Origin of the sequence: Geomonas oryzae (genome assembly GCF_004117875.1) — a bacterium.
GTDB classification, from domain to species: Bacteria; Desulfobacterota; Desulfuromonadia; order Geobacterales; family Geobacteraceae; genus Geomonas; species Geomonas oryzae.
The window spans coordinates 347,030-371,544 of the sequence record NZ_RAHW01000003.1; the positions used below are offsets into that span (position 1 = coordinate 347,030).

General features: G+C 60.7%; 22 protein-coding genes and 1 tRNA gene. 18 read left to right on the forward strand and 5 right to left on the reverse strand.

The window, feature by feature from the left end; all coding sequences use genetic code 11:
- Window positions 1-90 precede the first annotated feature (90 nt).
- Together D6Z24_RS09800 and D6Z24_RS09805 are read left to right on the forward strand one after the other, a co-directional pair.
- Window positions 91-465 (forward strand): response regulator, encoded by a 375-nt coding sequence (locus D6Z24_RS09800; RefSeq protein ID WP_162605105.1) that lies wholly within the window; start codon window positions 91-93, stop codon window positions 463-465.
- A gap of 502 nt (window positions 466-967) precedes the next feature.
- On the forward strand, window positions 968-1,258 hold the full coding sequence (locus tag D6Z24_RS09805) for a hypothetical protein (protein ID WP_129126398.1): 291 nt from the start codon (window positions 968-970) through the stop codon (window positions 1,256-1,258).
- Window positions 1,259-1,632: 374 nt separating this feature from the next.
- On the opposite strand, the gene D6Z24_RS09810 is transcribed toward D6Z24_RS09805, so the two are convergent.
- The 3 genes from D6Z24_RS09810 to truD form a co-directional block, all read right to left on the reverse strand.
- A tRNA-Gln gene (locus D6Z24_RS09810) sits at window positions 1,633-1,707 on the reverse strand.
- Window positions 1,708-1,725: 18 nt separating this feature from the next.
- Window positions 1,726-2,568, reverse strand: coding sequence for a 4-(cytidine 5'-diphospho)-2-C-methyl-D-erythritol kinase (gene ispE, locus D6Z24_RS09815; RefSeq protein ID WP_129126399.1), 843 nt, complete (start codon window positions 2,566-2,568; stop codon window positions 1,726-1,728).
- Window positions 2,569-2,601: 33 nt separating this feature from the next.
- Entirely contained in the window at window positions 2,602-3,798 is a 1,197-nt protein-coding gene (truD, locus tag D6Z24_RS09820; RefSeq protein ID WP_129126400.1) for a tRNA pseudouridine(13) synthase TruD, read from the reverse strand.
- A gap of 256 nt (window positions 3,799-4,054) precedes the next feature.
- Between truD and D6Z24_RS09825 the strand changes: the two genes are divergently transcribed.
- The 3 genes from D6Z24_RS09825 to D6Z24_RS09835 are packed head-to-tail and all read left to right on the forward strand — an operon-like array spanning window position 4,055 to window position 7,521.
- Window positions 4,055-7,015 (forward strand): NAD-glutamate dehydrogenase domain-containing protein, encoded by a 2,961-nt coding sequence (locus tag D6Z24_RS09825; protein ID WP_129126401.1) that lies wholly within the window; start codon window positions 4,055-4,057, stop codon window positions 7,013-7,015.
- Window positions 7,016-7,056: 41 nt separating this feature from the next.
- Complete coding sequence (locus D6Z24_RS22005; RefSeq protein ID WP_129126402.1) at window positions 7,057-7,245, forward strand: type II toxin-antitoxin system HicA family toxin; 189 nt, start codon at window positions 7,057-7,059, stop codon at window positions 7,243-7,245.
- A 3-nt stretch (window positions 7,246-7,248) separates the two neighbouring features.
- Entirely contained in the window at window positions 7,249-7,521 is a 273-nt protein-coding gene (locus D6Z24_RS09835; RefSeq protein WP_129126403.1) for a type II toxin-antitoxin system HicB family antitoxin, read from the forward strand.
- 84 nt (window positions 7,522-7,605) lie between these two features.
- On the opposite strand, the gene trmB is transcribed toward D6Z24_RS09835, so the two are convergent.
- Complete coding sequence (gene trmB, locus D6Z24_RS09840; protein ID WP_129126404.1) at window positions 7,606-8,229, reverse strand: tRNA (guanosine(46)-N7)-methyltransferase TrmB; 624 nt, start codon at window positions 8,227-8,229, stop codon at window positions 7,606-7,608.
- A 268-nt stretch (window positions 8,230-8,497) separates the two neighbouring features.
- Here trmB and D6Z24_RS09845 point away from each other — a divergent pair, with 268 nt between their 5' ends.
- From D6Z24_RS09845 to D6Z24_RS09905, 13 genes are all read left to right on the forward strand, one after another.
- Complete coding sequence (locus D6Z24_RS09845; protein WP_129126405.1) at window positions 8,498-9,928, forward strand: DEAD/DEAH box helicase; 1,431 nt, start codon at window positions 8,498-8,500, stop codon at window positions 9,926-9,928.
- The gene (locus tag D6Z24_RS09850; protein WP_129126406.1) at window positions 9,925-10,926 is read left to right on the forward strand and encodes a helix-turn-helix transcriptional regulator; all 1,002 of its coding nucleotides are present in this window, start codon (window positions 9,925-9,927) and stop codon (window positions 10,924-10,926) included. The genes D6Z24_RS09845 and D6Z24_RS09850 overlap by 4 nt, the downstream gene beginning before the upstream one ends.
- 78 nt (window positions 10,927-11,004) lie before the next feature.
- Window positions 11,005-12,165: a class I SAM-dependent methyltransferase gene (locus D6Z24_RS09855; protein ID WP_129126407.1), complete on the forward strand. Its 1,161-nt coding sequence runs from the start codon at window positions 11,005-11,007 to the stop codon at window positions 12,163-12,165.
- Window positions 12,162-12,776 (forward strand): HAD family hydrolase, encoded by a 615-nt coding sequence (locus tag D6Z24_RS09860; RefSeq protein WP_162605106.1) that lies wholly within the window; start codon window positions 12,162-12,164, stop codon window positions 12,774-12,776. Before D6Z24_RS09855 ends, D6Z24_RS09860 begins: the two co-directional genes overlap by 4 nt.
- Before the next feature lie 65 nt (window positions 12,777-12,841).
- A complete protein-coding gene (locus D6Z24_RS09865; RefSeq protein ID WP_129126409.1) occupies window positions 12,842-14,242 on the forward strand; it encodes an aspartate ammonia-lyase in 1,401 nt (466 codons plus the stop codon).
- An 87-nt stretch (window positions 14,243-14,329) separates the two neighbouring features.
- Window positions 14,330-14,551, forward strand: a complete 222-nt coding sequence (locus D6Z24_RS09870) for a NifU family protein (RefSeq protein WP_129126410.1) — start codon at window positions 14,330-14,332, stop codon at window positions 14,549-14,551.
- A gap of 88 nt (window positions 14,552-14,639) precedes the next feature.
- On the forward strand, window positions 14,640-15,827 hold the full coding sequence (locus tag D6Z24_RS09875) for a phospholipase D-like domain-containing protein (protein WP_129126411.1): 1,188 nt from the start codon (window positions 14,640-14,642) through the stop codon (window positions 15,825-15,827).
- A gap of 108 nt (window positions 15,828-15,935) precedes the next feature.
- Entirely contained in the window at window positions 15,936-18,272 is a 2,337-nt protein-coding gene (locus D6Z24_RS09880; RefSeq protein WP_129126412.1) for an endonuclease MutS2, read from the forward strand.
- 27 nt (window positions 18,273-18,299) lie between these two features.
- Window positions 18,300-19,226 (forward strand): dihydrofolate reductase, encoded by a 927-nt coding sequence (locus D6Z24_RS09885; protein ID WP_129126413.1) that lies wholly within the window; start codon window positions 18,300-18,302, stop codon window positions 19,224-19,226.
- Window positions 19,227-19,379: 153 nt separating this feature from the next.
- Window positions 19,380-20,018, forward strand: coding sequence for a DNA repair protein RecO (gene recO, locus D6Z24_RS09890; RefSeq protein ID WP_129126414.1), 639 nt, complete (start codon window positions 19,380-19,382; stop codon window positions 20,016-20,018).
- 249 nt (window positions 20,019-20,267) lie between these two features.
- Window positions 20,268-21,620, forward strand: a complete 1,353-nt coding sequence (gene dnaB / locus D6Z24_RS09895) for a replicative DNA helicase (protein WP_129126415.1) — start codon at window positions 20,268-20,270, stop codon at window positions 21,618-21,620.
- Window positions 21,621-21,747: 127 nt separating this feature from the next.
- Entirely contained in the window at window positions 21,748-23,031 is a 1,284-nt protein-coding gene (locus D6Z24_RS09900; RefSeq protein ID WP_129126416.1) for an enoyl ACP reductase FabMG family protein, read from the forward strand.
- A 203-nt stretch (window positions 23,032-23,234) separates the two neighbouring features.
- On the forward strand, window positions 23,235-23,945 hold the full coding sequence (locus D6Z24_RS09905) for a response regulator (RefSeq protein ID WP_129126417.1): 711 nt from the start codon (window positions 23,235-23,237) through the stop codon (window positions 23,943-23,945).
- On the opposite strand, the gene D6Z24_RS09910 is transcribed toward D6Z24_RS09905, so the two are convergent.
- Window positions 23,929-24,492, reverse strand: a complete 564-nt coding sequence (locus tag D6Z24_RS09910; protein ID WP_129126418.1) for a hydrolase — start codon at window positions 24,490-24,492, stop codon at window positions 23,929-23,931. The genes D6Z24_RS09905 and D6Z24_RS09910 overlap by 17 nt on opposite strands.
- Window positions 24,493-24,515: the final 23 nt, after the last annotated feature.

Genomic DNA, 24,515 nt, shown 5'->3' on the forward strand with positions numbered 1-24,515 from the left:
ATGTGGTCAACTGTCTACAGCTTTCTGACTCCCATACTGGAATACAGGCCACTGGCGTATCGAAGCCTTCAACTCGTCAAAGAGGTTATTATGAGACAGGAAACTACAGCTGGTCGTATAACGATACTTCTTGTCGATGACGAGCCACAATTACGGTCAATGCTCCATAATCTCCTGATTGGTAGTGGTTACAATGTGATACCCGCGATTGATGGGCAGGATGCGCTAGAAAAATTCAAGCAAAACCAGCAGAATATCAGTTTGGTTGTAACTGACATCGTCATGCCTCGAATGGACGGTATCTCAAGCTATAAGATCATGAGAACCATAAACCCTTCTCTTAATGTGATCTATATGAGCGGATATGTCCCAGAGCGCCCACTTCCCGAAGGAGTTAGTATCCTCGTAAAGCCCTTCTCTCCTGTTGATATCCTTCAAGCGATCCACCTCATCTTAGGTGACTAAGCCCATCGCAATATTCTCATCAGGTAGTCCATTAGTTTCAGCACTACGTCTATAGCTGGCAGTTGTCCCACTGGGGACCGAAAACGTCCCTGATCTGCTTAGGGGAGTGCATGTAGAATGGCTCTGGAGACATGTGAATCGCCACTGGTTGTTGTGTAGCTTCAGATTTGGGGTGATCGGTGTCATGAATATTCCTCCTTAGAAAATGGAAAAACCAGCCCTTGGGGCCTGGCTCCTTGCCTTATCACAATTTTGTGGTTAAATAGCTACAGGAGTGCGACATCAGACCCTTACGTTTTGTAAATTTAGGTGCTTACGATTTTACAGCTACCGTCATAGAGCAAGAATAACTCAGCCCAGCTAAACCATCTAGCTGACCATACTCTACCCCCTCCTCCACCACTAGGAACTACCAGCACCTCCCCTCATTAACCCGGCCTACACAGCAAATGCAGTCTTATTTCCCAGTGGCTAATTTGTCCAACTAACGGAGGTAAAGTGCATGGGGACTATCGTCGACATATTAACCCTAGAGCCGAGAGAGTTGTGCGTTTTTCAAGCTAAGTACCCACATTTCGAGATACTCAACAACACACTAAGTGGCCTCAGTACTAGGCAGAAAATAGTTATTTCGATACAGGAGGAAGATGAGGACAGTTACTATGATTTTTTATTATTGAACTATATAGCGCTTTCTTCAAAGGAGTTTACCCACAGATTAAGTCATGACAAACTGTTTGCAGAAAGAATAAAGACAAGAGCAGAAATATTATTTGAGAATGCACACGATTAAAGTACATTTTTAAATTAAAGCAGCTTAGCTCAAATTGGTGTGAATTATAGAGGATGGAGGTCTGAGGGATTCATCCGGTAGGTATGACATACCAGTTTGCAGGAGGGTGAAGGCCCTCGCTACCTGATACTCCATAGATACTCAATCGTGCAATTGCAGCATCTATATCTGCTGTCTTGAGTGATTTCTCGATGAAGGGGGTAGGAAGTGTGACTGGAGATCTACAGGGACTCTGATCTTAAAACAGTAGTGCTTATTGACGACTACAAGATGTTTTGGATATGACAAGGCCTCATACCTCCTGTGTACTAAATTGTGTACTAAGAGTTATAAGGCCTTGGTTTTCTCTAGTCTTTTTCAACTAGTTATGTCATTGGCTGGGGCGCCAGGGATCGAACCTGGGAATGACGGGATCAAAACCCGTTGCCTTACCGCTTGGCGACGCCCCAATATTCACTTTTTATCCGCTACAGCGTCTTCACTGCAACGGCGAACCAGCCGCACTCCGCTGCTATCTCGGTCGCAGCCTTTTGGGCTACCGCTTCGTCTTCGAAGATTCCGAAGACGGTGGCGCCGCTCCCCGACATGAGCGAACCGGCCGCGCCCGCTTTTAGGAGCTTATCCTTCAGGTCATTCAGAAGCGGATGTTTCGTACAGGTGACAGGCTCGAGATCGTTGGAAAGAAGCTCCGCGACCTCTGCAGCGCTGCTGTACGAATCGCGGATTATATGGTCTGAAGTTTTGGTTGTCAACCTCAAATTTTGGTAGACCCATGCAGTGGGGACATGGATCCCCGGGTTCACCAGCACGACCCAGAGAGCAGGCATGGACTCCATCGCGGTCAGCTTTTCCCCGATCCCCTCGGCAAGGGCTGTTTTCTTGAAGATGAAGAACGGGACGTCGGCCCCAAGCTTCACGCCGATCTCCATCAGGCGTTCGTCGGAAAGCTTCAGGTCGAGCAGTTCGTTCACCCCCATGAGCACGGTGGCGGCGTCGCTGCTTCCCCCTCCCAATCCGGCCGCAACGGGAATCCGCTTGTTGATGGCGATGTCGATCCCGACGGACTTGCCGGAGATCTGCAAAAGCGCATCGGCCGCGCGCCAGGCGATATTGCCCGGACCGTCGGGAACCCCTTTCTTGCCGCAGGTAACGCGTATCCCCGGCACATCGTTGAGGGAGATGATGACCTCGTCACACAGGTCGACCCGCTGCATCACCATGCGCAGGTCGTGGTATCCGTCCGGCCGTTTGCCCAGCACGTCCAGCCGGTAGTTCACCTTGGCGGGTGCCAAGAGGTGCAGTTTTCCCACTGAAATACTCCTTCCCCCTTTACGGGCTTGTCTTTAGTGGTCCTTCATAATCTCACTGAGCACGCAGGTCGCATAGGCGCCGCGCGGCAGCGAGAAGTCGAACAACAGGTCATTTCCTTCCTCACGAACCGAAGCCGAGGAGAGCGGCACCCTGAGCGGGCGGCGCTCTCCTTCCATGCGCAGACCGCCGGAGAGGTTGAAGCTCTCCGGGGTGAGCCCCTCGGCCGCGAGGATCCGGGCTTCCAGGTCCCCCTGGAGTCCCTGCGCCGCCATCATGGTGCACCCGAACATGGGACCGGTTGGGGAGATCTCGAAAGAGAGTGCGCGCGGCGCCTCGGCAGCGGCGTCCTGAACGAGGAAGCAGGCACCGTTTTCGTGCTTGAAAGCGACGTCCCCCGCTTCGACCCGGTCGAAGGTCTCGAGCCGCTGTTCCAAAACTGCGTCGAACAAGGAGGACTGGAAGGCGGAGAGGTAAAGACGCTTCATGCGCGGCTGCACCGCATGGAAAGCCCGTTCGAAAGCATCCGGGCGCTGCAGCAGACGCGAGAGGAGTTCACGCTCCACGCGGAAGTGGCCGGGGTAGAGTGCGAGGCTCCCGGCCAGGTCGCCGGCACGATAGGCGCTTATCGCCTCGCGCCAGCGCTCGTCGCTCACCTGCTCCGGGTCCCCGATCAGGATGTCGATGGCCGCCTTGAAATCTCGGCGCAGCATGGCGGCACCGATGTCATGGGTGTTTCCCTGGACGCCGTAGCGCTGTGCGCCGAAACGGTTGGGAACTCCACGCCCGACGAGCACCTTCAGGGCAGCATCGGCGTTTGCCAACGCCCCCGGCGCCACGTCGCGCACCCTTATTTCGAACCGGTTCCCCTTCAGGTGCCCAAGGCGCAACTTGTTGCCGTGCTTCACCGCGGCGAGCACCCTGATACCGGGGATCTCGAGGGCGAGAACCTTCTCAGGAGCGACGCGCGGAATGGAGATGGTCTGCCGGGTGATGCCTACGGCGTCCTTCATGCCGGCGTAGCCGATGTCGCGTTCCTGTACGCCGAGGGCCTTGGAGAGGCGGCGCACGGCCTCGAGGGTGGTGATGCCACGCTTTTCAACCGTGGCGAAGCAGTGTTCCCCCTGCCCGCTCGGCTGATAAGCCGGGACCTCCTCGACGATGAAGTCTTCCGGGCTGTTCTTGATGATGCCGCCCGTTCCCGGCACCTCTGCGGTCAGATATCTCTGCACTACCCCTCCGTCCGGCGTTTTCTCAAATGCAGCATCATACCCAGTAGAGATACCTGTTTCAACTGCTTTCGTCGTACTCGGTTCGTGAAGCGGGCGCCGGCGCTTCCAAGATGCGACTTTATCGAGAATAACTACCAGGCTTGGGCGGTAGCAACAAAGCTCCCAACCCCGTCGACAAAAAGGTCGAGCAAACGTTTTGCCCGCTGATATACTTGTGACGCATATCTCTTATATCTCATTCAAAGGGGAATGAAGCATGAGCAGCAAGGCCAATGCAAGAACGATCAGGGCCAATGAGCTTATTGAGAACCGCAAATGGCTCAAAGAGCAGATCACACCATTCTTCTTCAACTCGATGCAGGACGAGCCTCAGGCGCTGGAGCTCCTTGAGCGTGAACTCCGTTCCCTGAAAACGAACCGGCGCCTGATCCTGGCCGACCGGGACAAGAGCCTGATCCTTGCCAGGGTGAACGAGCCGGGCTCGCTTTACGACTCGCTGCGTCATTTCCAGGACAGGGAAATCTCCTATGCCATGATCACCCACTCCGACGGCCCGATGCCGGAGATGACGCAGGCGCTGGAGATCCAGCGTTTCGAGTTCGACCGCAAGGCGAACGACGACATAAAAGCATGGCGAGAGGTGCAGCTTCCCCCTGCCCTCACCCGCAAGGTGGCAGTGCAACTGCGCCGCAGCTATCCCGAGTTCGACATGAAGGAGTTCGACAGGCTCCTGAAGATACTCTGGCTCAACAACGAGAACTACGTGAGGATATCCTCTCCCCTTCGCGTGGCCCAGGTGCTGCAGTTACAGCAAAAGGCGACCAGAAGCGGGGGCCTGTACCTATACGTCGAACCGACCCCGGACGTGAAGATATCGCGGGTGCACTTCGCGGTGGCGAACCCGCCCCAGAAGGAATTCCTCCTGCAACTCATGGAGGTGTTCAACCGACTCGACCTTGGCGTGAACCGGGCCTACTGCCTCACCATATCGAACGGCGTGCACCCCTATTTCCTTGGAACCTTCCTCGTGAACCGGCGCTCCGGCGAGACGCTTGAGCCGGGGTCGGAGCTTTTCGGCAAGCTGCAGCAGGAGCTGTACAACACACAGATAGTCTCGACGAAGAGCTACGCCTACCGGGAGTTCGTGACCGCAGGGGTCATGACCGGCGAGGAAGCCTCCCTCGTCAACGCCTTCATCGCCTTCTGCCACACGAACCTGGCCCACAACCAGCCGGATCGTTTCGGCCTGGACGACGTGCAGAGCGCCTTCCATGCGCACCCGGAGATGTCGCTGCAAATGGTGAAGCTCTTCAAGGCCCGTTTTGATCCGGCCATAACCGAGAGCAGCCCGCTCTACGGGGCGACCCTCCAGGAAACGCTGCAGGCGGTGAACGATTACAACACCGGGCATCGCTACCTCGACGAGGTGCGCCGTGCCATCTATCGCTGCTGCCTGATCTTCATCACCCACACGCTGAAGACCAACTTCTTCGTGCTTGAAAAGCAGGCGATCGCCTTCCGGCTCTCCCCAACCTACCTGACCGAACTCGGAGCGGCCTTCACCGCCGATCTGCCGCAGGCGACCCCATTCCGGGTGACCTTCTTCTTCAGCCGCTACGGCTTCGGCTACCACATAGGCTTCTCCGACATCGCCCGCGGCGGCTGGCGCACGGTAATCGCTAGAAACGGCGACGACTTCATCACCAACGCGAACACCATCTTCCGTGAGAACTTCGTCCTCGCGCACACCCAGCATCTGAAGAACAAGGACATCTACGAAGGGGGATCGAAACTCGTGCTGATCCTCGATGCCTCCGACCTCCAGAGGGGTAGCGAGCGCCAGATGGAGACTTGGCGCCTTTACAAGCTGCAGCACGGCGTGACCCACGCCTTCCTGGACATCTTCGTGACCGACAACGGCATCGCCCGCTCCCCTGCGGTGGTCGACTACTACCGTGAGGACGAGCCGATCGAACTGGGCCCGGACGAGAACATGCACGATTCCATGATCGAGAACATCGCCCGTCTATCCAAGCGGCGCGGCTACATCCTCGGGATCGGCATCATGTCGAGCAAGGAGGTTGGGATAAACCACAAAGAGTACGGCGTCACCTCGACCGGCGTCGTGAAGTTCGCCGAGATCACCATGGCCGAGCTCGGCATCGACATCTACCGCGACCGCTTCAGCGTGAAGTTCACCGGCGGCCCGAACGGCGACGTGGCCGGAAACGCCATGCGCATCATGCTGGAGCGCACACCCAACGTCGCCATAAAGCTCATCCTGGACGGCACCGCCGCCCTGTGCGATCCCGACGGCGCGGACCGTCACGAGCTATCGCGCATCCTTTTAAAGCAGGACCTGGATGCCTTCGATCCGCAGGCGCTGCACCCGGGCGGCTTCCTGCTCTACCGAAGCGGCAGCCGGCGTGAAGGGTTACGCGAGCTCTACCGCAAGGTCTCAAAGACGAACGACGGGCTGCGCGAGGAGTGGATCTCGACCGATGAGTTCTCAAGGGTGTACGCAAGCCTCCCCTTCACGGTGAAGGCCGACCTCTTCATCCCGGCGGGGGGACGTCCTGAGACCATAGACAAGGAGAACTGGCAGAATTACTTCCTCCCAAGCGGGGCCCCGTCGGCCGGAGCCATCGTCGAGGGGGCCAACTCGTTCATAACACCGGAAGCGCGCGTGCAGTTGCAGAAGAAGGGTGTCATCATCATGCGCGACGCCTCAGCCAACAAGTGCGGGGTGATTTCATCCTCCTACGAGATCATCGCGAACCTCCTTTTAAGCGAGGCGGAGTTCCTGGCACACAAGGAGCGCTACGTGCAGGACGTCCTGGAGATCCTCGAGCAGCGGGCGGCGGACGAGGCGAAGCTCATCCTCAAGCGCCACCGTGAACAGCCCGGTCTTTTATGCACCGAGATTTCCGATGCGTTAAGCGGCGAGATCAACGAGCATTACGCCACCATCTACCGTTTCTTCCAGAAGCGTCCGCAGCTTTGCACGCAGCCGATCTACAAGAAGGCCATCCTCTCGCACCTCCCCAGGATGCTCAGGGAAGAGCCGAAGTACGCGCGGAGGATAACGCGCCTGCCGCAGAAGTACCTTTTCGCCATCTTAGCCGCCGAGATCGGCTCCTCGCTCGTATACCGCGGCGACCGGGAGGCCGATTTCGAGGCGACGCTCAAGGGGCACCTGACGCGGATGCTCGGGTAGTTTGTGCTTGCCCTTCTGCACGGGACCTGTATATAAATTGAATGGGTAGCCGTGAGATCATTCGAAGACTGGAAGAAGATGGCTGGCAGTTTGTAGGCGGCAAGGGGGACCACCGCAAATTCAAGCACCCCCAGAGGCCCGGACACGTAGTCGTCCCCTGCCCGCGCAAAGACATCCCGATCGGGACCCTGCGACAGATTTTCCGACAGGCGGGTTGGGAGTGGAGATAGAAAATGCTGTACCCGGTATATCTACATGCAGGTGACGAGGAGCACGCCCACGGAGTGACCATCCCCGATTTTCCCGGGTGTTTTTCCGCAGCAGACACTGAAGAGAATCTTTCGCGACTGATACAAGAAGCGGTGGAGCTTTATTTCGAAGGTGAAGAGATGGAAATCCCACCGCCTACCCCGCTTGAGCAACTAAAACAGGACCCAGCTTACAAAGGCGGCGTGTGGAAGTTGGTCGATATCGACCTCTCCAAACTCCATCCACGCATGATGTAACGCCGAGGAATAGCCGCGTCTAAATGCAAAAAAAGAGGGGGGCCCTGCACCGGGGTCCCCCTCTTCGCGTTCAACAAGCAAGTACTACTTGACCTTGTAGTGCATGAAGTAGATCTGCTTCCCCTCGGCCATGAACTTGCGCATGTACTTGGAGAGGTGGTACTCGGGGAACTCGTGGCGGTATAGATCGGGGGCGAACTGGTTCTCGAGCGCGGCGACCTCCGGGAGCGCGTTGGCGACGTCGATGCCGTAATCATCGAAATCGGTGGCGAAGAAGAAGTCGGCACCGGGCACCATGTAGTCGAGGAGGAACTCGATGAACTCGCGGTTCACCAACCGCCGCTTGCGATGGCGCTTCTTGGGCCACGGATCGGGGCAGTTGATGTATATGGCGGAGAGGCTCCCCTTGGGGATGCGCTCGGTGACGAAGGCGCGCGCCTCGTCGCGCACCACGCGCACGTTGGTTACGCCGTGGCGGTCCATGCGGCGGCAGGTCTTGTCGCACCCCTTGTTGTAGAAGTCGATGGCGATGAAGTTCGTTTCGGGCGCGTCCAGCGCGGTCTTCAGCATGAAGTCTCCCACGCCGCAGCCGATCTCAAGGGCAAGCCTGTTGTCGTTGCCGAAAATGCCCGGCCAGTCGGGCGGGTTCGGGAGGTCTTCAAGTTTCAGGTAGTTGGGGGAGTCGATGTGGATGAAGGATTGCGTCATCGTTACCTCTTGCGTTTTTTGTCGCGGGGAACATAGCACAAAAAGCCTGTCACGCAAAGACGCAAAGGCGCAAAGACACACCTCCCCGAAAAACGTTCAACGTTCGGCGTTCAACGTTTTAGAAAATACTCCGCTACGGCACCCCTTAGCGCCGACTGCCACAAGGCGCGTCGCCTCTGACAGTTTTCCGGACGCTTTCCTTGCCATTTTTTCATAGGCGTGTTAATTATATGCGGTTGAAATAAGGCAAAAAAAGGAAAACAACAGCATGAAATTCACCGAGCTGAACCTGCCGGAACTGGTCCTCAAAGGGATCGAGGAGACCGGCTTCACCGACTGCACACCGATCCAGGAGAAGGCGCTGCCGCTTGCCCTTACCGGGAAGGACGTGGCAGGACAGGCCCAAACGGGCACCGGCAAAACCGCCACCTTCCTCATCTCCATCTTCACCCGGCTGCTGAGCCAGCAGAAGACGGGAGCGGAGCATCACCCCCGCGCACTGATCCTCGCCCCCACCCGCGAACTGGTGGTGCAGATCGAAAAAGACGCCCAGATGCTGGGCAAGCACACCGGCTTCAACATCCAGGCGATCTACGGCGGCGTCGACTACATGAAGCAGCGCGACGCGCTGAAGGCCGGCGCCGACATCGTCATAGGGACGCCCGGGCGCCTCATCGACTACCTGAAGCAGAAGGTCTATTCGCTCAAGGACATCGAGTCCCTCGTCATCGACGAGGCGGACCGCATGTTCGACATGGGCTTCATCTCGGACCTGCGCTTCATCCTCAGAAGGCTCCCCTCCTACGACAAGCGCCAGAACCTCCTCTTCTCCGCGACGCTCAACACCCGCGTCATGGAGCTCGCCTACGAGTTCATGAACATGCCGGAGAAGGTCTCGGTGACCCCCGAGCAGATGACCGCCGAGCGCGTCGAGCAGGTGCTCTACCACGTGGCCCGCAAGGAGAAGTTCCCGCTGCTTCTCGGTCTGCTTAGGAAGATGGGGATGGATCGGACCATGATCTTCGTGAACACGAAGCGCGAGGCGGAGTACCTGCAGGACCGCCTGAACGCGAACGAGTTCCCCTGCCGCGTGATTTCCGGCGACGTCGAGCAGAGAAAACGGATGAAGATCCTTTCCGACTTCAAGGCGGGACTCCTCCCGATCATGATCGCGACCGACGTCGCCTCCCGCGGCATCCACATCGAAGGCGTTTCCCACGTCATCAACTACGACCTGCCGCAGGACTGCGAGGACTACGTGCACCGCATCGGTCGCACCGCGCGCGCCGGCGCCGAGGGTATGGCCATTTCGCTGGCGGACGAGGACGGCGCCTTCTTCATCGAGGCGATCCAGGAGTTCATCAAGCAGAAGATCCCGACCGAGTGGGCCGAGGACGACATGTTCGTCCACGACTACAAGAGGACGGCCAGGCCTCCCCGCCGTACCGAAGACAAGCCCGGCGGCAGGGGCGGCAAGTCCGGCGAGCGCGGCGGCAAGTCCGGCCGCGGCGAATCCCGCGGCAGAGGAAGCAGGTCCGGCACAGCCAAGGACAAAGCGGAACAGAAGGCCGCACCGTCCGCGGAGCAAACCGCCCCCACCGGCGAGGCAGCCGCAACGGGCGATGCAGCCGCCAAAAAGAAGCGCCGTCGCCGCAAGCCCAAGGCGAAGCCCGCGGAAGGGCAAACCGAGCAGCCGTGACCGGAAAGGGACGTCCGCCGCGCAAATACTCCCAGGCGGGAAGGGTCCATGACGTGATCCGACTCATCGAGGCTCGCCACGGCATCTCCGTGGCCGAGCTCGCCGAGGAGGCCGGCGTCAACAAGCGCACCGTCCACCGCGACCTGGTCGCCATCCAGGAGGCGGGATACCCCCTCATCTCCGACTGGCAGGACGGCGAGAAGGTGTACCGGTTCCTGACCCGTTTCAAGGACGTCCCACCCATCAGCTTCACGCTGCAGGAGCTGATGACGCTCTCCCTTCTACGCTCGCAGTTGGATCTCCTGAAGGGAACCCCCTTCATGGAGGACATGCAGAGCGTGTTCGGCAAGGTGAACTCGGTCCTGCCGCCGCGCCTTGCCGCCCACATGGAACGCATCGCCGAGGTCTCGCTCCCCCTTTTACAGGGGAAGCGGGACTACTCGCGCTGCGCCGAGCACCTCAAACAGATCCGCAACGCCCTCCTCTACCAGCAGAGCATCGTCATTTCCTACCGCTCTCCCGGCCGCGCCGAGCCTGCCGACTACAAGGTCGATCCGTACACGTTGCTCTTCCAGAAGGGCGGCATTTATCTGATGGGGTACGCGCAGCAGCGCGAAGCTCTGCGCACGTTCGCAGTCGAGCGTATCTGCGGCGTCGAGCAACTCAAGGAGCGCTTCGAGATCCCCGAGGGATACCGTCCCGGTCAGGCGCTGGGAGAAGCGTTCGGCATCGTGGCGGAATCCCCCATGGACGTGGTGGTCCGCTTCTCCGCGTCAATCGCCCACGCCATCAAGGACCGTGTCTGGCACGCGTCGCAGAAGATCGAGGAACTGTCCGACGGCTCCATCCGTTTGAGCTTCCACGCCGGGGGGAAGATGGAGATACTTTCCTGGCTTCTCTCCTACGGTGCACACGCCGAGCTGCTCGCCCCGATCGAACTGCGCGAAGAACTCGCCGGCATGGTGCAAGCCACCTCCCTTCTCTACCGCGACGCCTGATCCCTCCCTCCCCCTCCCGCGTTGACAAGCATTTTCGTTCCGTATATAAAAAGACCTTCAGATTCAGGAGGGCTTTTGATGGCTGACGCCGCTGCAACGACCAAACTCGCCGAACTCATCCTAAAACGTATCCGCACCCGCGGTGACATCACCTTCGCTTCATTCATGGAGTCCGCTCTTTACGAGCCGGACCTCGGCTACTACACCTCGCCGGGACGCAAGGTGGGCGCCGAGGGGGACTTCTACACCAGCATGAACGTTCACAGTGCCTTCGGCCGCCTCATCGCGCGCGAGATCGGGAGGTTCTTCGAACTGCTCGGCTCCCCCGCCTCCTTTACCGTTGCCGAGGCCGGCGCCGGCGGTGGACAACTGGCCCAGGACATCCTCGACGCCGCCGCCGAGGAGAACCAGGCGCTCTACGCCGCGCTGACCTACCGCCTCATCGAGAAGGAGCCCTCCCTCAAGGAGGCCCAGGCCGCGCGTCTTGAGCGCCATGCGGAGCACCTCGCCTGGAGCACCCCGGAGGAGCTCGCCAAGGGAGAGCTTTCCTTCACCGGCTGCATCATCTCCAACGAGCTCTTCGACGCCATGCCGGTGCACCTGGTCGAGATGACGGAATCGGGCCTCAAGGAGGTCTTCGTCTCGGCCGACGGGGACGGCTTCCGCGAAAAGCTCCTCGCTCCGTCCACCTCGGAACTGGAAAACTACCTGAAACAGTTCGAAGTGAGGCTCATGCCGGGACAGCGGGCCGAGATCAACCTCGCCGCGCCCGCCTGGATCACCTCCGCCGCGAAGGCACTGGAGCGGGGCTTCGTGCTCACCGTCGACTACGGCTATCTGGCCGAAGAGCTCTACACGCCGCAGCGGCGCAACGGCACCCTGCTCTGCTACTACAAGCACTCCACCAACGAGGACCCGTACCGCCAGGTCGGCGAGCAGGACATCACCACCCACATCAACTTCAGCGCCCTCATCGAGGCGGGGACCGAGGCGGGTCTTGTGAGTGCCTGGTACGGCGAACAGTACCGCTTCCTGTTAGGGGTCGGACTCATCGAGGAGCTGATGAAACTCGAGGCCCAGGCGAAGGACGAGCAGGAAAGCCTGAAGCACCGTCTCGCCATCAAGAAACTCATGCTCCCGGAGGGGGGGATGGGGGATACCTTCAAGGTACTTATCCAGGCCAAGGGGGTGGAGAAGCCGCAGCTTCTTTGCATGAGGAAATGGGGCATGGGGCTGTGACCACCACGCTCAAGGCGATCGTCTTCGACCTCGACGGGACCCTGTACCAGGAGGAGCGCCTGGGTGAGCAGGTGAACCAAAGCGCCATCAACTACGTGGCCGACCTCAAGGGACTCCCGTTTAAAGAGGCGGAAAAGCTGCTGCAGCAATCACGCTCCCTGGACTGCGAAGGCGGCACCTTGAGCCGCGCCGTGGTCGCCATCGGGGGGACCTTGAAGGAGTTGCACCGCCGTTTCGCCGCAGACTGCACGCCGGAAACGCTGCTTAAGCCCGACCCGCGCGTACAGGAGCTTTTACGCGCACTCGGACAGCGTTACCGGCTGCACCTCTACACCAACAACAACCGCGACCTTTCCGGGCGCATCATGGAACGGATCGGCATCACCGGTCTGATGGACCGGGTCTTCACCATAGAGGATTACTGGATCCCGAAACCGGACCGCACCATCATCACCGATATCCTCTCCCAAATCGGCTGCCTTCCTTCCGAGACGCTCTTTGTCGGCGACCGCTATGAGGTCGATCTTGCCGTCCCGAAGACATTGGGCTGCGCCGTCCTTGAAACAAGAACCACTGAAGAGCTGCTGACACTGGCAGATCTGGTACACTGATACACCAGACTGCGAGACAGGGACGCAGCTATGTCACCTGTGCTCCACCGAACAAGGAGCTGTTCATGGCAAACCGTATCGAAAAGGACACCATGGGGACGGTAGAGGTCCCCGAAGGCGCCTATTACGGCGCACAGACGCAGAGGGCGATCAACAACTTCCCCATCTCCGGGCTCAAGCCGCACCGGGCGCTGGTCCGCGCGACCATAAGGATCAAGAAGTGCGCGGCGCAGGCCAACATGACCACGGGGAGGCTCGACCGGGAACTCGGCGAGGCCATCGTAAAGGCGGCCGACGAGGCGCTTTCGGGCGCTATGGCGGACCAGTTCGTCGTCGATCCCTTCCAGGCCGGCGCGGGCACCTCGCACAACATGAACGTGAACGAGGTGCTGGCAAACCGGGCGAACGAAATATTAGGAGGAAAGCTCGGCGAGTACGGCAGGGTGAACGCGAACGACCACGTCAACATGGCGCAGTCCACCAACGACGTGTTCCCGACGGCCATGCGCCTGGCAGCCTTAGAGCTCGCACAGGAGCTGGACGGCGAGCTGAGACACCTCTCCGAGGCGCTCTCACGCAAGGGGATGGAGTTCGATCACATCCTGAAGTCCGGACGCACCCACCTGCAGGACGCGGTCCCCATCCGCCTCGGGCAGGAGTTCTCGGCCTGGGGCATCGCCGTCGAGAACAACCGTGCGGGGATGGAGCGCGCCTTCCCGGGCTTGAGGGAGCTCGGCATCGGCGGCACCGCGGTCGGCACCGGTTTGAATGCGGAAGAGGCCTTCATCGACCTGATCGTCGAGGGGCTCGCGCGGGAAACCGGCGAGGAGCTCACCCGCGGCGAGAGCCTCGTTGAGCGGATGCAGAACATGGACCCGTTCGTGGCGCTTTCTTCCAGCGTGAAGGGGGCCGCGGTGAACGTGATCAAGCTCGCCAACGACCTGAGGCTCCTCTCCTCGGGGCCGCGCACCGGTCTTGCCGAGATCAACCTCCCGGCCATGCAGCCCGGCTCCTCGATCATGCCGGGCAAGGTAAACCCCGTGCTCCCCGAGGTGACCAACATGGTCTGCTTCCAGGTGATGGGATGCGACCTCACCGTTTCCCTAGCAGCACAGGCCGGGCAGCTGGAACTGAACGTGATGATGCCGGTGATCGCGTTCAACACGCTCTTCTCCATGGAGATCCTCAAAAACTGCCTGCACCAGCTGACCACCCTGTGCATCACCGGGATCAGCGCGAACGAGGAGCGCTGCCGCAGCTACCTCGACCAGTCGGTCGGCCTCGCGACGGTGCTCGCGCCGAGTATCGGTTACGCGGCGGCGGCCGAGGTCGCCAAGGAGTCGGCCAAGACCGGCAACAGCATCCGGCAGGTGATCCTGGAGCGCGGCATACTGACCGAGGAGGAGCTGGAGGAGGTGCTCTCCCCCTACCCCCTCACCACGCCGGGGGTGCACGGCAAGGAGTAAGTACGGAGCCTCACTGGAGCTTTGCATTTATCACTAAAATCCTATAGACTCATACCTGTTGTAAACCACAGAGAACTGGAGGAGTACATGACAGAAGAAGTCAAAGCCATTTTGGAAAACATCAGGCCGGCGCTTCAGGCGGACGGCGGCGATGTTGAACTCGTAGAAGTAACCGATGACGGCGTGGTGAAAGTGCGCCTGGTCGGCGCATGCGGCCACTGCCCGATGTCCACCATGACCCTCAAGATGGGGATCGAGAGGACCATCAAGGAAAAGATCCCCGCCGTAAAGGAAGTCGTCTCCGTCTAGCGGGTTTTCCCCTTAGCCGCAGCACCTAAAGCGCGGAAGTAATGCTCGACGTTATTTCCGCGCTTTTTCGCTTTCAGGTTCCCGATCTATGACCAGCGTGCGCCGCAAAAGAAAGCAGTTCCTGTTCCGGACCGCCCGGTTCTTCGATCTCTTCAGGAAGAACACCGAGGCGGTGTCGTTTCTGGGCAACCGCGCCACGCTGTACCGCTACGGTTCCGAATTCTTCCCGGCATTACTGGAAGCGCTTCCCCGGGCGAAAACGAGCATCTGCCTCGAGTTCTACGCCATAGCCGACGACGAGACCGGACGCCGCGTGGCGAACGCGCTTATCGAAGCGGTCGGTAGAGGCGTGCGGGTGCACGTTCTATACGACTACATCGGCTGCTTCGAAACACCCGCATCCTTCTTCAAGCGCCTCATGAAAAAGGGGGTGAACTGCGCCCCGTTCAACCCGCCCCCCTTTCGCCGCGGGATCGCCTGGTTCGACAAGCGCGATCACAGAAAGATCGTCATCATCGACGGATGGTGCGTCTTTACCGGCGGTATGAACATCGCCGACGTCTACTCGGGATTCGGCAAAAAAGAGACGAATTGGCGCGACGTGGGGCTGAAGATCGAGGGTGAGGCGGGGCTCGAGCTGCTCCGGCTTTTCCGCGAGACCTGGACCGAGGAGACCGGCCTCTCTCCGGTCGGCTGCGACCCGGCGCCGATGCCGGAGATAACCGGCGACGCCAAGGTCATGGTGGTGAACGGCGGACCGCATCACAAGCGGAGCTTCATCAGGAGCGCCTTCCGCGTCGCCATCGCCGGCGCATCCGAGAGCGTCGTCATCGCGAGCCCCTATTTCGTACCCGGGCCGCGCGTGATGCGCTCGCTGCTGCGCGCCGCGGGGCGCGGGGTGGAAGTGAAACTGCTCTTGCCGTACAAAAGCGACGTTCCCCTGGTGCGGCTGGTGAGCCGGACCTATTACGCGCAGCTTTTGAAAAACGGAATAGAGATCCACGAGTTGGACAGCGCCGTGCTGCACGCGAAGGTGCTCCTCATCGACGGCGACTGGGCCATGGTCGGTTCGGCGAACATCGATTTCAGAAGCTTCCACCGCAACTACGAGCTGAACGTGGTGGTCGACAGCCGCGACTTCGGCAGCCAGGTCGCGAAAATGCTCGAAGCCGACTTCGCAGGAACCCGCCGCATCGTGCTGCATGAGCACGAGAAGCGGGGCTGGCCCGTGCGGCTTCTGGAGCGGCTTTTCAGCCCGGTCGCCTGGTTTTTGTAGGCATTAAAAAGGCCGGCACATCAACAAAATCTGCAAGAGGCCAAGGAGGCAGAAGCGCCGCTGCTCACCCCCTTGGCCTTTGCCTGTTATCTACCCGGAGTTATGTACATGATCGACAAGGACACCCTCAAGCGGCTGGAATTCGACAAGATCCTCGATACCGCCGCCGCCTTTGCCCACTGCGAAGCCTCGCACGTAGGCGTTTCTTCCGTCACCCCCCTCTCCGATCGCCGCGCCATAGAGGAGCGCCTGGGACTCGTGGAAGAGATCCGCAGGCTGACCAGGCAAGGCATCGCACTGAAGCTCGCCCCCTTCGAGGACATCACGCCGCAGGTGAAGGCGGTGCGTCCGAAAGGGGCGGTCATCGCCCCGATCGCGCTGCAGCGCTTCATCCCTACCCTGCGCGTCATGGCGGCGATATCGAAGCAGCTTGCCTTCAGAAACGACGTGCCGTTCCTTACCGCCGCGGCCGGCTCCATCAGCGGCTTCCCCGATCTTTTGGAGCCCCTGGAGCATACGGTGAACGAGGAGGGGGAGATCCTCGACACCGCGTCGACGCTGCTCTCCGACATTCGCTCGAAGAAGAAGGGGCTCACCGCGCGCATCAAGCGGCGTCTGGAGGAGATCGTGCGGGAGCGGCACACCGCGATCTTTTTGCAGGACGACTTCATCACCCAGAGGTCCGGGCGCTGGGTCATCCCGGTGCGCATGGACTCCAAGGGGATGGTGCCGGGGGTCGTGCACGACGTCTCGAATTCGGGCGAGACCGCCTTCATGGAACCGCTCGAAATCATCGGCCTCGCCAACGAACTCGAGAACCTGGTGGCCGACGAGCGCGCCGAGGAGATCCGCATCGTGCGCCAGATCTGCGACTGGATCCGCGAGGATGCCGAGGAACTGCTCGAGCAGTTCCAGGCGCTGGTGCAGCTTGACATCCTCAACTGCATCGCGACCTTGAGCGACAAATTAAGGTGCGAGACGCCGGTCATCGCCGAGACGCCGGGGATCCTGCTCAAGTCGGCGCGCCACCCGATTCTCACCCTGATGGGGAAGGATGTGGTGCCCCTCGACCTGGAACTCGCCTCCGATAACAGCGTCATGGTCGTCACCGGCCCTAACACGGGCGGCAAGACCATCGCCATCAAGACCGCCGGACTTCTGAGCGTGATGGCGCTTTGCGGCATGCCGGTCCCCGCCCTTCCCGGTACGGTGCTGCCGCTTGTGCAAAAGATCCTGGTCGACATCGGCGACGAGCAGTCCATCGAGGAGAGCCTTTCCACCTTCTCCGCCCACATCTCCAAGATATCGAGCATCTTGCAGGGCGCCGACCGCGGCACCCTGATCCTTCTGGACGAACTCGGGACCGGCACCGAGCCGGGACAGGGGGCGGCGATCGCCTGCGCCGTGCTGAAAGAGCTGCACGACAAGGGGGCACTCGTAGTCGCCACCACGCACTTAACCGAGATCATCGGCTTCGTGCAGCGCGAGGAGGGAATGGTGAACGCCGCCATGGCCTTCGACCGCGACCGGCTCGCGCCGCTTTACCGTCTCGTCGTTGGAGAGCCGGGCGAGTCGCACGCGCTCGAGATCGCCAGCCGCTACGGTCTCCCCGAGCGGGTGGTGGCCTTCGCCCGCGGGATGATCGGCACCATGGAGGCCGACTTCCACGCGCTGTTGCGCGACCTCAAGGGGAAGCGCGAGCAGTTGGAGCGGACCCTGCGCGAACTCGATGAACGCGAGGAGAAACTGGCCGCATCCGAGCGAAACCTCGTGGACCGGCGCGACGAGGCGGCAAAACTCGTGCAGGACGCCCGCGAAAAAGGGCTTCTGGAAGCGCAGGAGATCATCGCGAAGACGAGGCGGGAGGTTGCCGCCCTCATGGACCAGGCGAAAAGGGCGAAGGCGCGCGAGGCGAAGGAAAAGCTCGACCAGGCGGCGCGCGAGGTGGAGGAGGCTCTCGACCGCCTGCACCCGGAGGAGAGCGTCGATCCCGACGCCATCGCAGCCGGAGACGTCCTCTTCGTCAAGCCGCTCAACTGCGATGCCACCATCGTCTCCGTGGACCGCCGCGGCGAGCGCGTGCGCGTGCGGGCCGGGAGCATGGAGCTCGACGTAGCCATGGTTTCGCTGTTAAAGCCCAAAGGAAAAGAGCCGAAGAAGGTACGAAAGCAGCGCGAGAGAAAAGAAGCGGAGCAGGCCGAGACGGCGTCCAGCATCAACCTCCTCGGCAGGCGTGTGGAGGAGGCAATCGGTGAACTCGAGCCCTTCCTGAATCACGCCTCGCTCGAGAGGATGTCGGAGGTGCGCGTGGTGCACGGCAAGGGTACCGGCGCGCTCATGAAGGGGGTACGGGAATACCTTTCCGGCCATCCCCTCGTCTCATCCTTCCGCACCGGCGAGCGTTTCGAGGGTGGCGACGGCGTGACCGTGGTGACGCTTCGCTAAGACGACTCAAGCAGCACCGGAGGTCCCATGATCATCTCCATCATCGCGGCCATGTCGGACAACAGGGTGATCGGTGTCAACGGAAAGCTCCCGTGGGACATCCCCGCCGACCTCGCACGTTTCCGCAACCTGACCATGGGGCACGCTGTCCTCATGGGGAGAAAGACCTTCGAATCGATAGGTCATCCCCTGGAGGGGCGCAGGAACATCGTGGTGAGCAGGCACATGGGGAAGGTCGAAGGGGTCATCGTCGCCCGCACGCTGCAGGAGGGGATCGCCGCCGCCGACGGGGACGAGGAACTCTTCATCTGCGGGGGGGAAGCGGTCTTCAGGGAGGCGCTTCCCCTTTGCCAGCGGATCTACCTCACCGTGGTGCACGGCCGTTACGAGGGGGACGTGCACTTCCCGCAGCCCCCATGCACGTTCGCCGAGCTGCACCGCGAGGAGTTCACTGACGGAACGCCACCGACCACCTTCCTTGTCATGGAGAAGGTGGATCGTTTCGAACAAGGCGGCGATGTCGAGGAGTTGCGCAGCAAGGGTGTCGAGGCGCTGAACCGCCGGCTCTACTTTCTTGCGCGCTGCTGCTTTGGGCAGGCCCAGGCGATCGAAGACTCCCCGGAGACCGCCTCCGATCTCGCCTTCAGTCAGGCGAAAAGCGGAGGGGACCTCCCCGCGGCGCAGAAACTCGCGGAAAAGGCGCTGCGCGACGATCCGGATAACCTGCGCATCCGCCTGAACCTAGGGCGCATCCAGATCCTGAACGGTGAAAAGGGACAGGGGCTCGAGACGCTGCGCAAGGGGGTGCAGATGGGGGGCGGGCAGGAATTCCTCTCCGAACTCGCCCGGTGCGGCACCCGCGGGACCCCTCCCATCAAGTCGCTCCCGAGGAGTCACCCGCTGAACCGTTATCTGGGAATCTTGATGCACCGTTTGAACATGCGCGGGCAGTAGGCACCGTACCTCCCTCCCCTGGAGGGGGAGGGCTGGGGAGGGGGAAGCTGTCGTCTTGGCCCCCTGCCCTTCCCCCCTCCCGACCTCCCCCCTCCAGGGGGAGGTGTATGAGCCCATTGACTACCCCATCCACCGCATGTTACTTTCCCCGCGATGAAAAACACCGAGGCTGAAGGGATAGTGCTGCGCCTCACCGACTTCGGGGAGGCGGACCGCATCGTCACCTTGTTCACCCTGGAACACGGGAAGATGCAGGGGGTGGCGCGCGGGGCGAAACGGAGCAAGAAACGCTTCGCCGGCGCCCTCGAGCCGTTCGCACACTTGAAACTCCAACTGCACACGGGAACCGGCCTCGCCACCCTCTCCAGCGCGGACATCCTCGACGTCTTCTCCGGCATCCGCGCCGACCTCAACAGGATCGGCTGCGCCGCCTACGCCTGCGAACTGGTCGAACGCCTCACCCCGGAAGACGAGCCGAGCCCGCGCCTTTTCCGCCTGCTTTACTGCTACCTGGAACGGCTGAACGAAGCCCCGGCCTCCCCTTCCGACCGGCGCTTTTTCGCGGTGAACCTCCTCAAGATCCTCGGATACCAGCCCGACCTGCGCGTCAGGGGCGTTTCCGAGGAGACCGCCTCGCTCCTCGCCCGCGCCATGCAGACCGGGCGCTTCGGCGCCGTCGTCTTTCCGGATCCTCTCCTGCGCGAGGCGGACCTTCTCCTGAACCCCGCCATCGACCTGCACCTCGATCGGGAACTTAAATCGCTCGCCTTCCTGAAGGAGTGCGGAGTCTGACCGCAACCCGCCGTAATAGCTTGCGAAACCGCCACGACAAACCTGTCGCAAACCATTAATTTTGTTGACCCAAGCGTCGCTAACAGGTAGTATTCCGCCTTTGGGCCTAACCGGGTCGAAAGTCTGGCCACATCCCTTGAAGGGCAGTGACTTGAAGTGAGTAGATCGCATCTGCCGACGCCCTCACCCTGACCCTCTCCCGGGGGGAGAGGGGAGACTGGGGTTTGCTTTTTGTTTTTGAGGACCTGCATGAACCAAGCTGACATGAGAAAACTGCCCCCCCAGAGCATCGAAGCCGAAATGTCCATCCTGGGCGGCATCCTGGTGGATAACGAGGCGATCAACCGCGTGCTAGAGGTGCTCACCCCGGAAGAGTTGTACCGGGAGAGCCACAGAAAGATCATGCGTGCCATGATCGAGCTGAACGAGCGCGGCGAGCCTTGCGACCTGATCACGCTGACCACCATACTGCGCAAGAAGGGTGAACTCGACGAGGTGGGAGGCGGTGCATATCTCGCCACCCTGGTCGACTTCGTCCCCATGGCGGCGAACATCTCCTACTACTGCAAGATCGTGAAGGAGAAGTTCATCACGCGCAAGCTGATCACCGCGGCGACCGACATCGTCAGCCAGGGATTCGAGGACAAGGTCGAGGTTGAAAGCCTCCTCGACACGGCGCAGAAGGTGATCTTCGAGATCGGCGAGAACAAGCTGAAGCCCTCGTACTACAAGGTCAGCGACATCCTCAAGGACACCATCAAGAACATCGAGCTTCTTTACGAGAAGAAGGAACTCGTCACCGGCGTCCCGACCGGGTACACCGATCTGGACAAGCTGACCGCCGGTTTCCACGCCGGCGACCTCGTCATCATCGCGGGGCGCCCTGCGATGGGTAAGACCACCTTCGCCCTCAACGTCGCCCAGTACGCTTCGGTGGACGCGGACAAGAAGAAGTACCCCGCCGCGATCTTCTCGCTGGAGATGCCCAAGGAGCAGCTGGTGGAGAGGCTTTTGTGCTCCGCCTCGCGCGTCGACCTCACCCGTCTGCGCTCGGGACACCTTCAGGAGAACGACTGGCCCAAGCTGATCAAGGGTGCCGGGCTCTTGCACAACTCCAAGATCTTCATCGACGACACCCCTTCCATCTCGGTCATGGAGCTCCGCTCCAAGGCGAGGCGCTTGAAGGCCGAGCACGATATCGGCATCATCGTGATCGACTACCTGCAGCTCATGCGCGGCGGCGCAAACAGCGAATCGCGCCAGCAGGAGATATCGGAAATATCCCGCTCGCTCAAGGGTCTCGCCAAGGAGTTGAGCATCCCGGTGATCGCCCTTTCCCAGTTGAACCGTGGATTGGAGCAGAGAACCGACAAGCGCCCGATGATGAGCGACTTGAGGGAGTCGGGCGCCATCGAGCAGGACGCCGACATCATCATGTTCGTGTATCGCGGCGAGGTCTACGACAAGGAGAACGAGGACCTGAAAGGTAAGGCGGAGATCATCATCGGAAAGCACAGAAGCGGTCCGATCGGCACGGTCGATCTCGCCTTCCGCGGCGAGTTCACCCGCTTCGAGAACCTCAGCAATCGCGAAGAATATTAGTCTATAAGTCAGCGCCCTCCCCCGCATGGGGAGGGTCAGGGAGGGGGAGTGGTCGCACGGTTCGATCCCCCCTCCAAGCCTCCCCCTCCGGGGGGAAGGTGTATTCCACAGGGAGAAAGGGAACTACATGAGCAGATACCATGCAATGACCGAGGTACCGGCAACGGCCGGATTCAAGGAAGGGGACGTACTGTTTCTTTGCGGCGAGCTGTTCGGCCGCGGCTACGCAAACGGCATCGTCGAAGAGGCGAAGTCCAAGGGGATGACCATCATCGGCGCAACCGTGGGGCGCCGCGACGCGGACAACACGCTGCGCGCGCTCAACGCGGAGGAACTGGCGACGGCCGAGGAAAACCTCGGCGGCAAGATCATCAACATCCCGCTTGAGGCCGGCTTCGACATGGAGCCGGGCAAGGACGGCGTGGCACCGGTGGACCGCTTCAAGGGGGTCAAACCGGACGACTTCGCTTCGGTCAAGCTCGATCAGGCAGAGCTCGCCTACTCCAAAGAGAAAGGGACCGAGCGTTTCTGCAACAACCTGAAGGCAGTCATCGCGGAACTCGAGAAGATGATTCCGGCCGGCAGCAACCTGCTCGTGGTGCACACCATGGCCGGCGGCATCCCGCGCGCCCGCGTCTTCATGCCGATCCTGAACAAGCTCTTCAAGGGACAGGGCGACCGCTTCCTCTCCTCCGAGGCGTTCTGGAACTCCGACATGGGTAAACTGTGCGACGCGAGCTTCAACGAGGTGACCGCCGACACCTTCCGCTACCTGATCGACGCGACCGCCGGGCTCAGGGAGAAGTTCCCGGTCCACTACGCGGCGTACGGCTACCACGGCACCGCGGTCCTCATCGACGGCGTCAGCACCTGGCAGTCCTACACCCCGTACCTGCAGGGGTGGGCCAAGATCCGCCTGGAAGACATCGCCATCGAGGCGTGGGAGAAGGGTATCAAGGCGACCGTGTACAACTGCCCGGAAATCCTCACCAACTCGAGCGCACTTTTCCTCGGCGTGGAGAACTCCCTCTATCCCCTCATGGGCGCGCTCAGAAACGAAGGGGTAGACTCGGTCGTCGCGGAGTGCCAGTCCCTGCTGCGTGAGGGAACCACCGTCGACGAACTGCTGGAGATCGCCAACACCTACCTCACCTCCGAGCTCGTCACCAGCACCCGCGATTTCGACAACTGGCCGCAGCACAACAGCCCGGAGCAACAGGAGTACATGCTGAACACCTCGGCGGAGCTCATCGGCATGAACGCCGACCCGAAGGAGATCGTCTGTGCCGTCCTCTCCCGCGCCGTCTTCACCGGCGTAGGGGCACTCATGTTCAACAGCTCGTGGGATCCGAAGGCGCCGGTCTTCTGGCTGAACCACGACGTGATCGCTAAGGTACTGGCAACAAAGTAATTTGCAAGATCTTCCCCCTGGTCCCCTCTCCCTGCGGGAGAGGGTGCCCAAAGGGCGGGTGAGGGTGTTGCCACAAAGTGAGAAATCGCAGCCGCAGTCGCCCTCACCCTAACCCTCTCCCGGAGGGAGAGGGGATATAGAAGCCTCCGCAGGCTATTACGACTGCACCTTTACATCCCCCTGTACCTGAACAAGGAGCACACGTGGCGCACAAGGTCCTGCTGGTCGACGACGTAAGCATGTTCCTGGAACTCGAGAAGGAATTTCTCTCCCTCTCCGCGGTCGACATCTCCACGGCCAGAAACGGCGAGGAGGCCCTGCGCATCTGCCGCCAGGAGCATCCGGACCTGGTGGTCCTCGACCTGCACATGCCGGTCATGGACGGTGCCGAGTGCTGCCGCGCCATAAAAAAAGACCCCCATCTCTCCAATCCGGTGATTCTCATCGCCGCTGAAGGGAAGGAGGCCGATCGTCAGCTCTGCCTTCAGGCAGGGTGCGACGATGTAGTCACCAAACCGCTGGATCGCATGATTTTTCTCGAGGCGGCCCGCAAGCTGCTCCCCGCCGTGGACCGACGCGACAGGAGGGGAAGCTGCCGCATCAACGTCAAGTTCCGCGCCTTCAACCTCACCCTCTCCGGCTACTGCATCAACCTGAGCCAAAACGGCCTCTACCTGGCCGCCGACGTGGACCTCGAGCTGGACACCATGCTGGAGCTGATCTTCGTTCTTCCCGAGCCGGTGGGGACCATCGTCCAGGCAAAGGGACGCGTCGCCTGGCTCAACACCACGAAAGCCCGCAAGAAATCGACTATCGACGAGGGGTTCGGCATCCAGTTCGTGGACATCTCCGAACTCGACCGGCAGCGGATCGACCACTACGTCAGCACGCTGCCGCCTACCGCACGAGCTTAGAAAGCTTCTTGAACTCCTCGGTGCCCGCCACGCGCAAAAGCTGGAAGAGGACCGATTCGGTGGAGGTCATCACCGCGCCTGCCTGGGTCATGGTCTGCAGCGCGATCTCCCAGTTCTGCTTTTTGCGGCTCATCACCGCGTCCACAACGAGGTGCACCACGTAGCCGCGCGACAAGAGTTCGAGGGCGGTCTGCAGCACGCAGACGTGCGTCTCCATCCCGGTCAGGATGATCTGGCGCCTGCCGTTTTTTTCCAGCGTCTCGAGGAACCCCTCCCCGCCGCAGCAGGAAAAAGTCATCTTCTCCAGGCTCGGGGTGCAAAGCTTCTCCTTGAGAGTGGGAACGGTCTCCCCCAGCCCCTTCACGTACTGCTCGGTGGCAAGGGCTGGAATCCCCAGTTCGGCCGCCGCGTCGAGCAGGATCGAGATGTTGCCGGTCAGCTTCCCGAGCACCTTCTCGTCCATGGCACGGCAGAGCTTGTCCTGTACGTCCACGACTACGAGTTGTGCGCTCTCTTTCTCCAGAAAGAATCTCTCCATAAGGGTCACGGCAGCCTCCTTTAAGCGGGTTG

Excerpts from the sequence above, each read along its gene's own strand:
- D6Z24_RS09825 (WP_129126401.1), top strand. The coding sequence starts at position 4,055 with ATGAGCAGCAAGGCCAATGCAAGAACGATCAGGGCCAATGAGCTTATT.
- D6Z24_RS09800 (WP_162605105.1), top strand. The coding sequence starts at position 91 with ATGAGACAGGAAACTACAGCTGGTCGTATAACGATACTTCTTGTCGAT.
- D6Z24_RS09835 (WP_129126403.1), top strand. The coding sequence starts at position 7,249 with ATGCTGTACCCGGTATATCTACATGCAGGTGACGAGGAGCACGCCCAC.
- D6Z24_RS09845 (WP_129126405.1), top strand. The coding sequence starts at position 8,498 with ATGAAATTCACCGAGCTGAACCTGCCGGAACTGGTCCTCAAAGGGATC.
- D6Z24_RS09855 (WP_129126407.1), top strand. The coding sequence starts at position 11,005 with ATGGCTGACGCCGCTGCAACGACCAAACTCGCCGAACTCATCCTAAAA.
- D6Z24_RS22005 (WP_129126402.1), top strand. The coding sequence starts at position 7,057 with ATGGGTAGCCGTGAGATCATTCGAAGACTGGAAGAAGATGGCTGGCAG.
- D6Z24_RS09880 (WP_129126412.1), top strand. The coding sequence starts at position 15,936 with ATGATCGACAAGGACACCCTCAAGCGGCTGGAATTCGACAAGATCCTC.
- recO (WP_129126414.1), top strand. The coding sequence starts at position 19,380 with ATGAAAAACACCGAGGCTGAAGGGATAGTGCTGCGCCTCACCGACTTC.
- D6Z24_RS09865 (WP_129126409.1), top strand. The coding sequence starts at position 12,842 with ATGGCAAACCGTATCGAAAAGGACACCATGGGGACGGTAGAGGTCCCC.
- D6Z24_RS09805 (WP_129126398.1), top strand. The coding sequence starts at position 968 with ATGGGGACTATCGTCGACATATTAACCCTAGAGCCGAGAGAGTTGTGC.
- D6Z24_RS09900 (WP_129126416.1), top strand. The coding sequence starts at position 21,748 with ATGAGCAGATACCATGCAATGACCGAGGTACCGGCAACGGCCGGATTC.
- D6Z24_RS09870 (WP_129126410.1), top strand. The coding sequence starts at position 14,330 with ATGACAGAAGAAGTCAAAGCCATTTTGGAAAACATCAGGCCGGCGCTT.
- trmB (WP_129126404.1), bottom strand. The coding sequence starts at position 8,229 with ATGACGCAATCCTTCATCCACATCGACTCCCCCAACTACCTGAAACTT.
- D6Z24_RS09875 (WP_129126411.1), top strand. The coding sequence starts at position 14,640 with ATGACCAGCGTGCGCCGCAAAAGAAAGCAGTTCCTGTTCCGGACCGCC.
- D6Z24_RS09885 (WP_129126413.1), top strand. The coding sequence starts at position 18,300 with ATGATCATCTCCATCATCGCGGCCATGTCGGACAACAGGGTGATCGGT.
- dnaB (WP_129126415.1), top strand. The coding sequence starts at position 20,268 with ATGAACCAAGCTGACATGAGAAAACTGCCCCCCCAGAGCATCGAAGCC.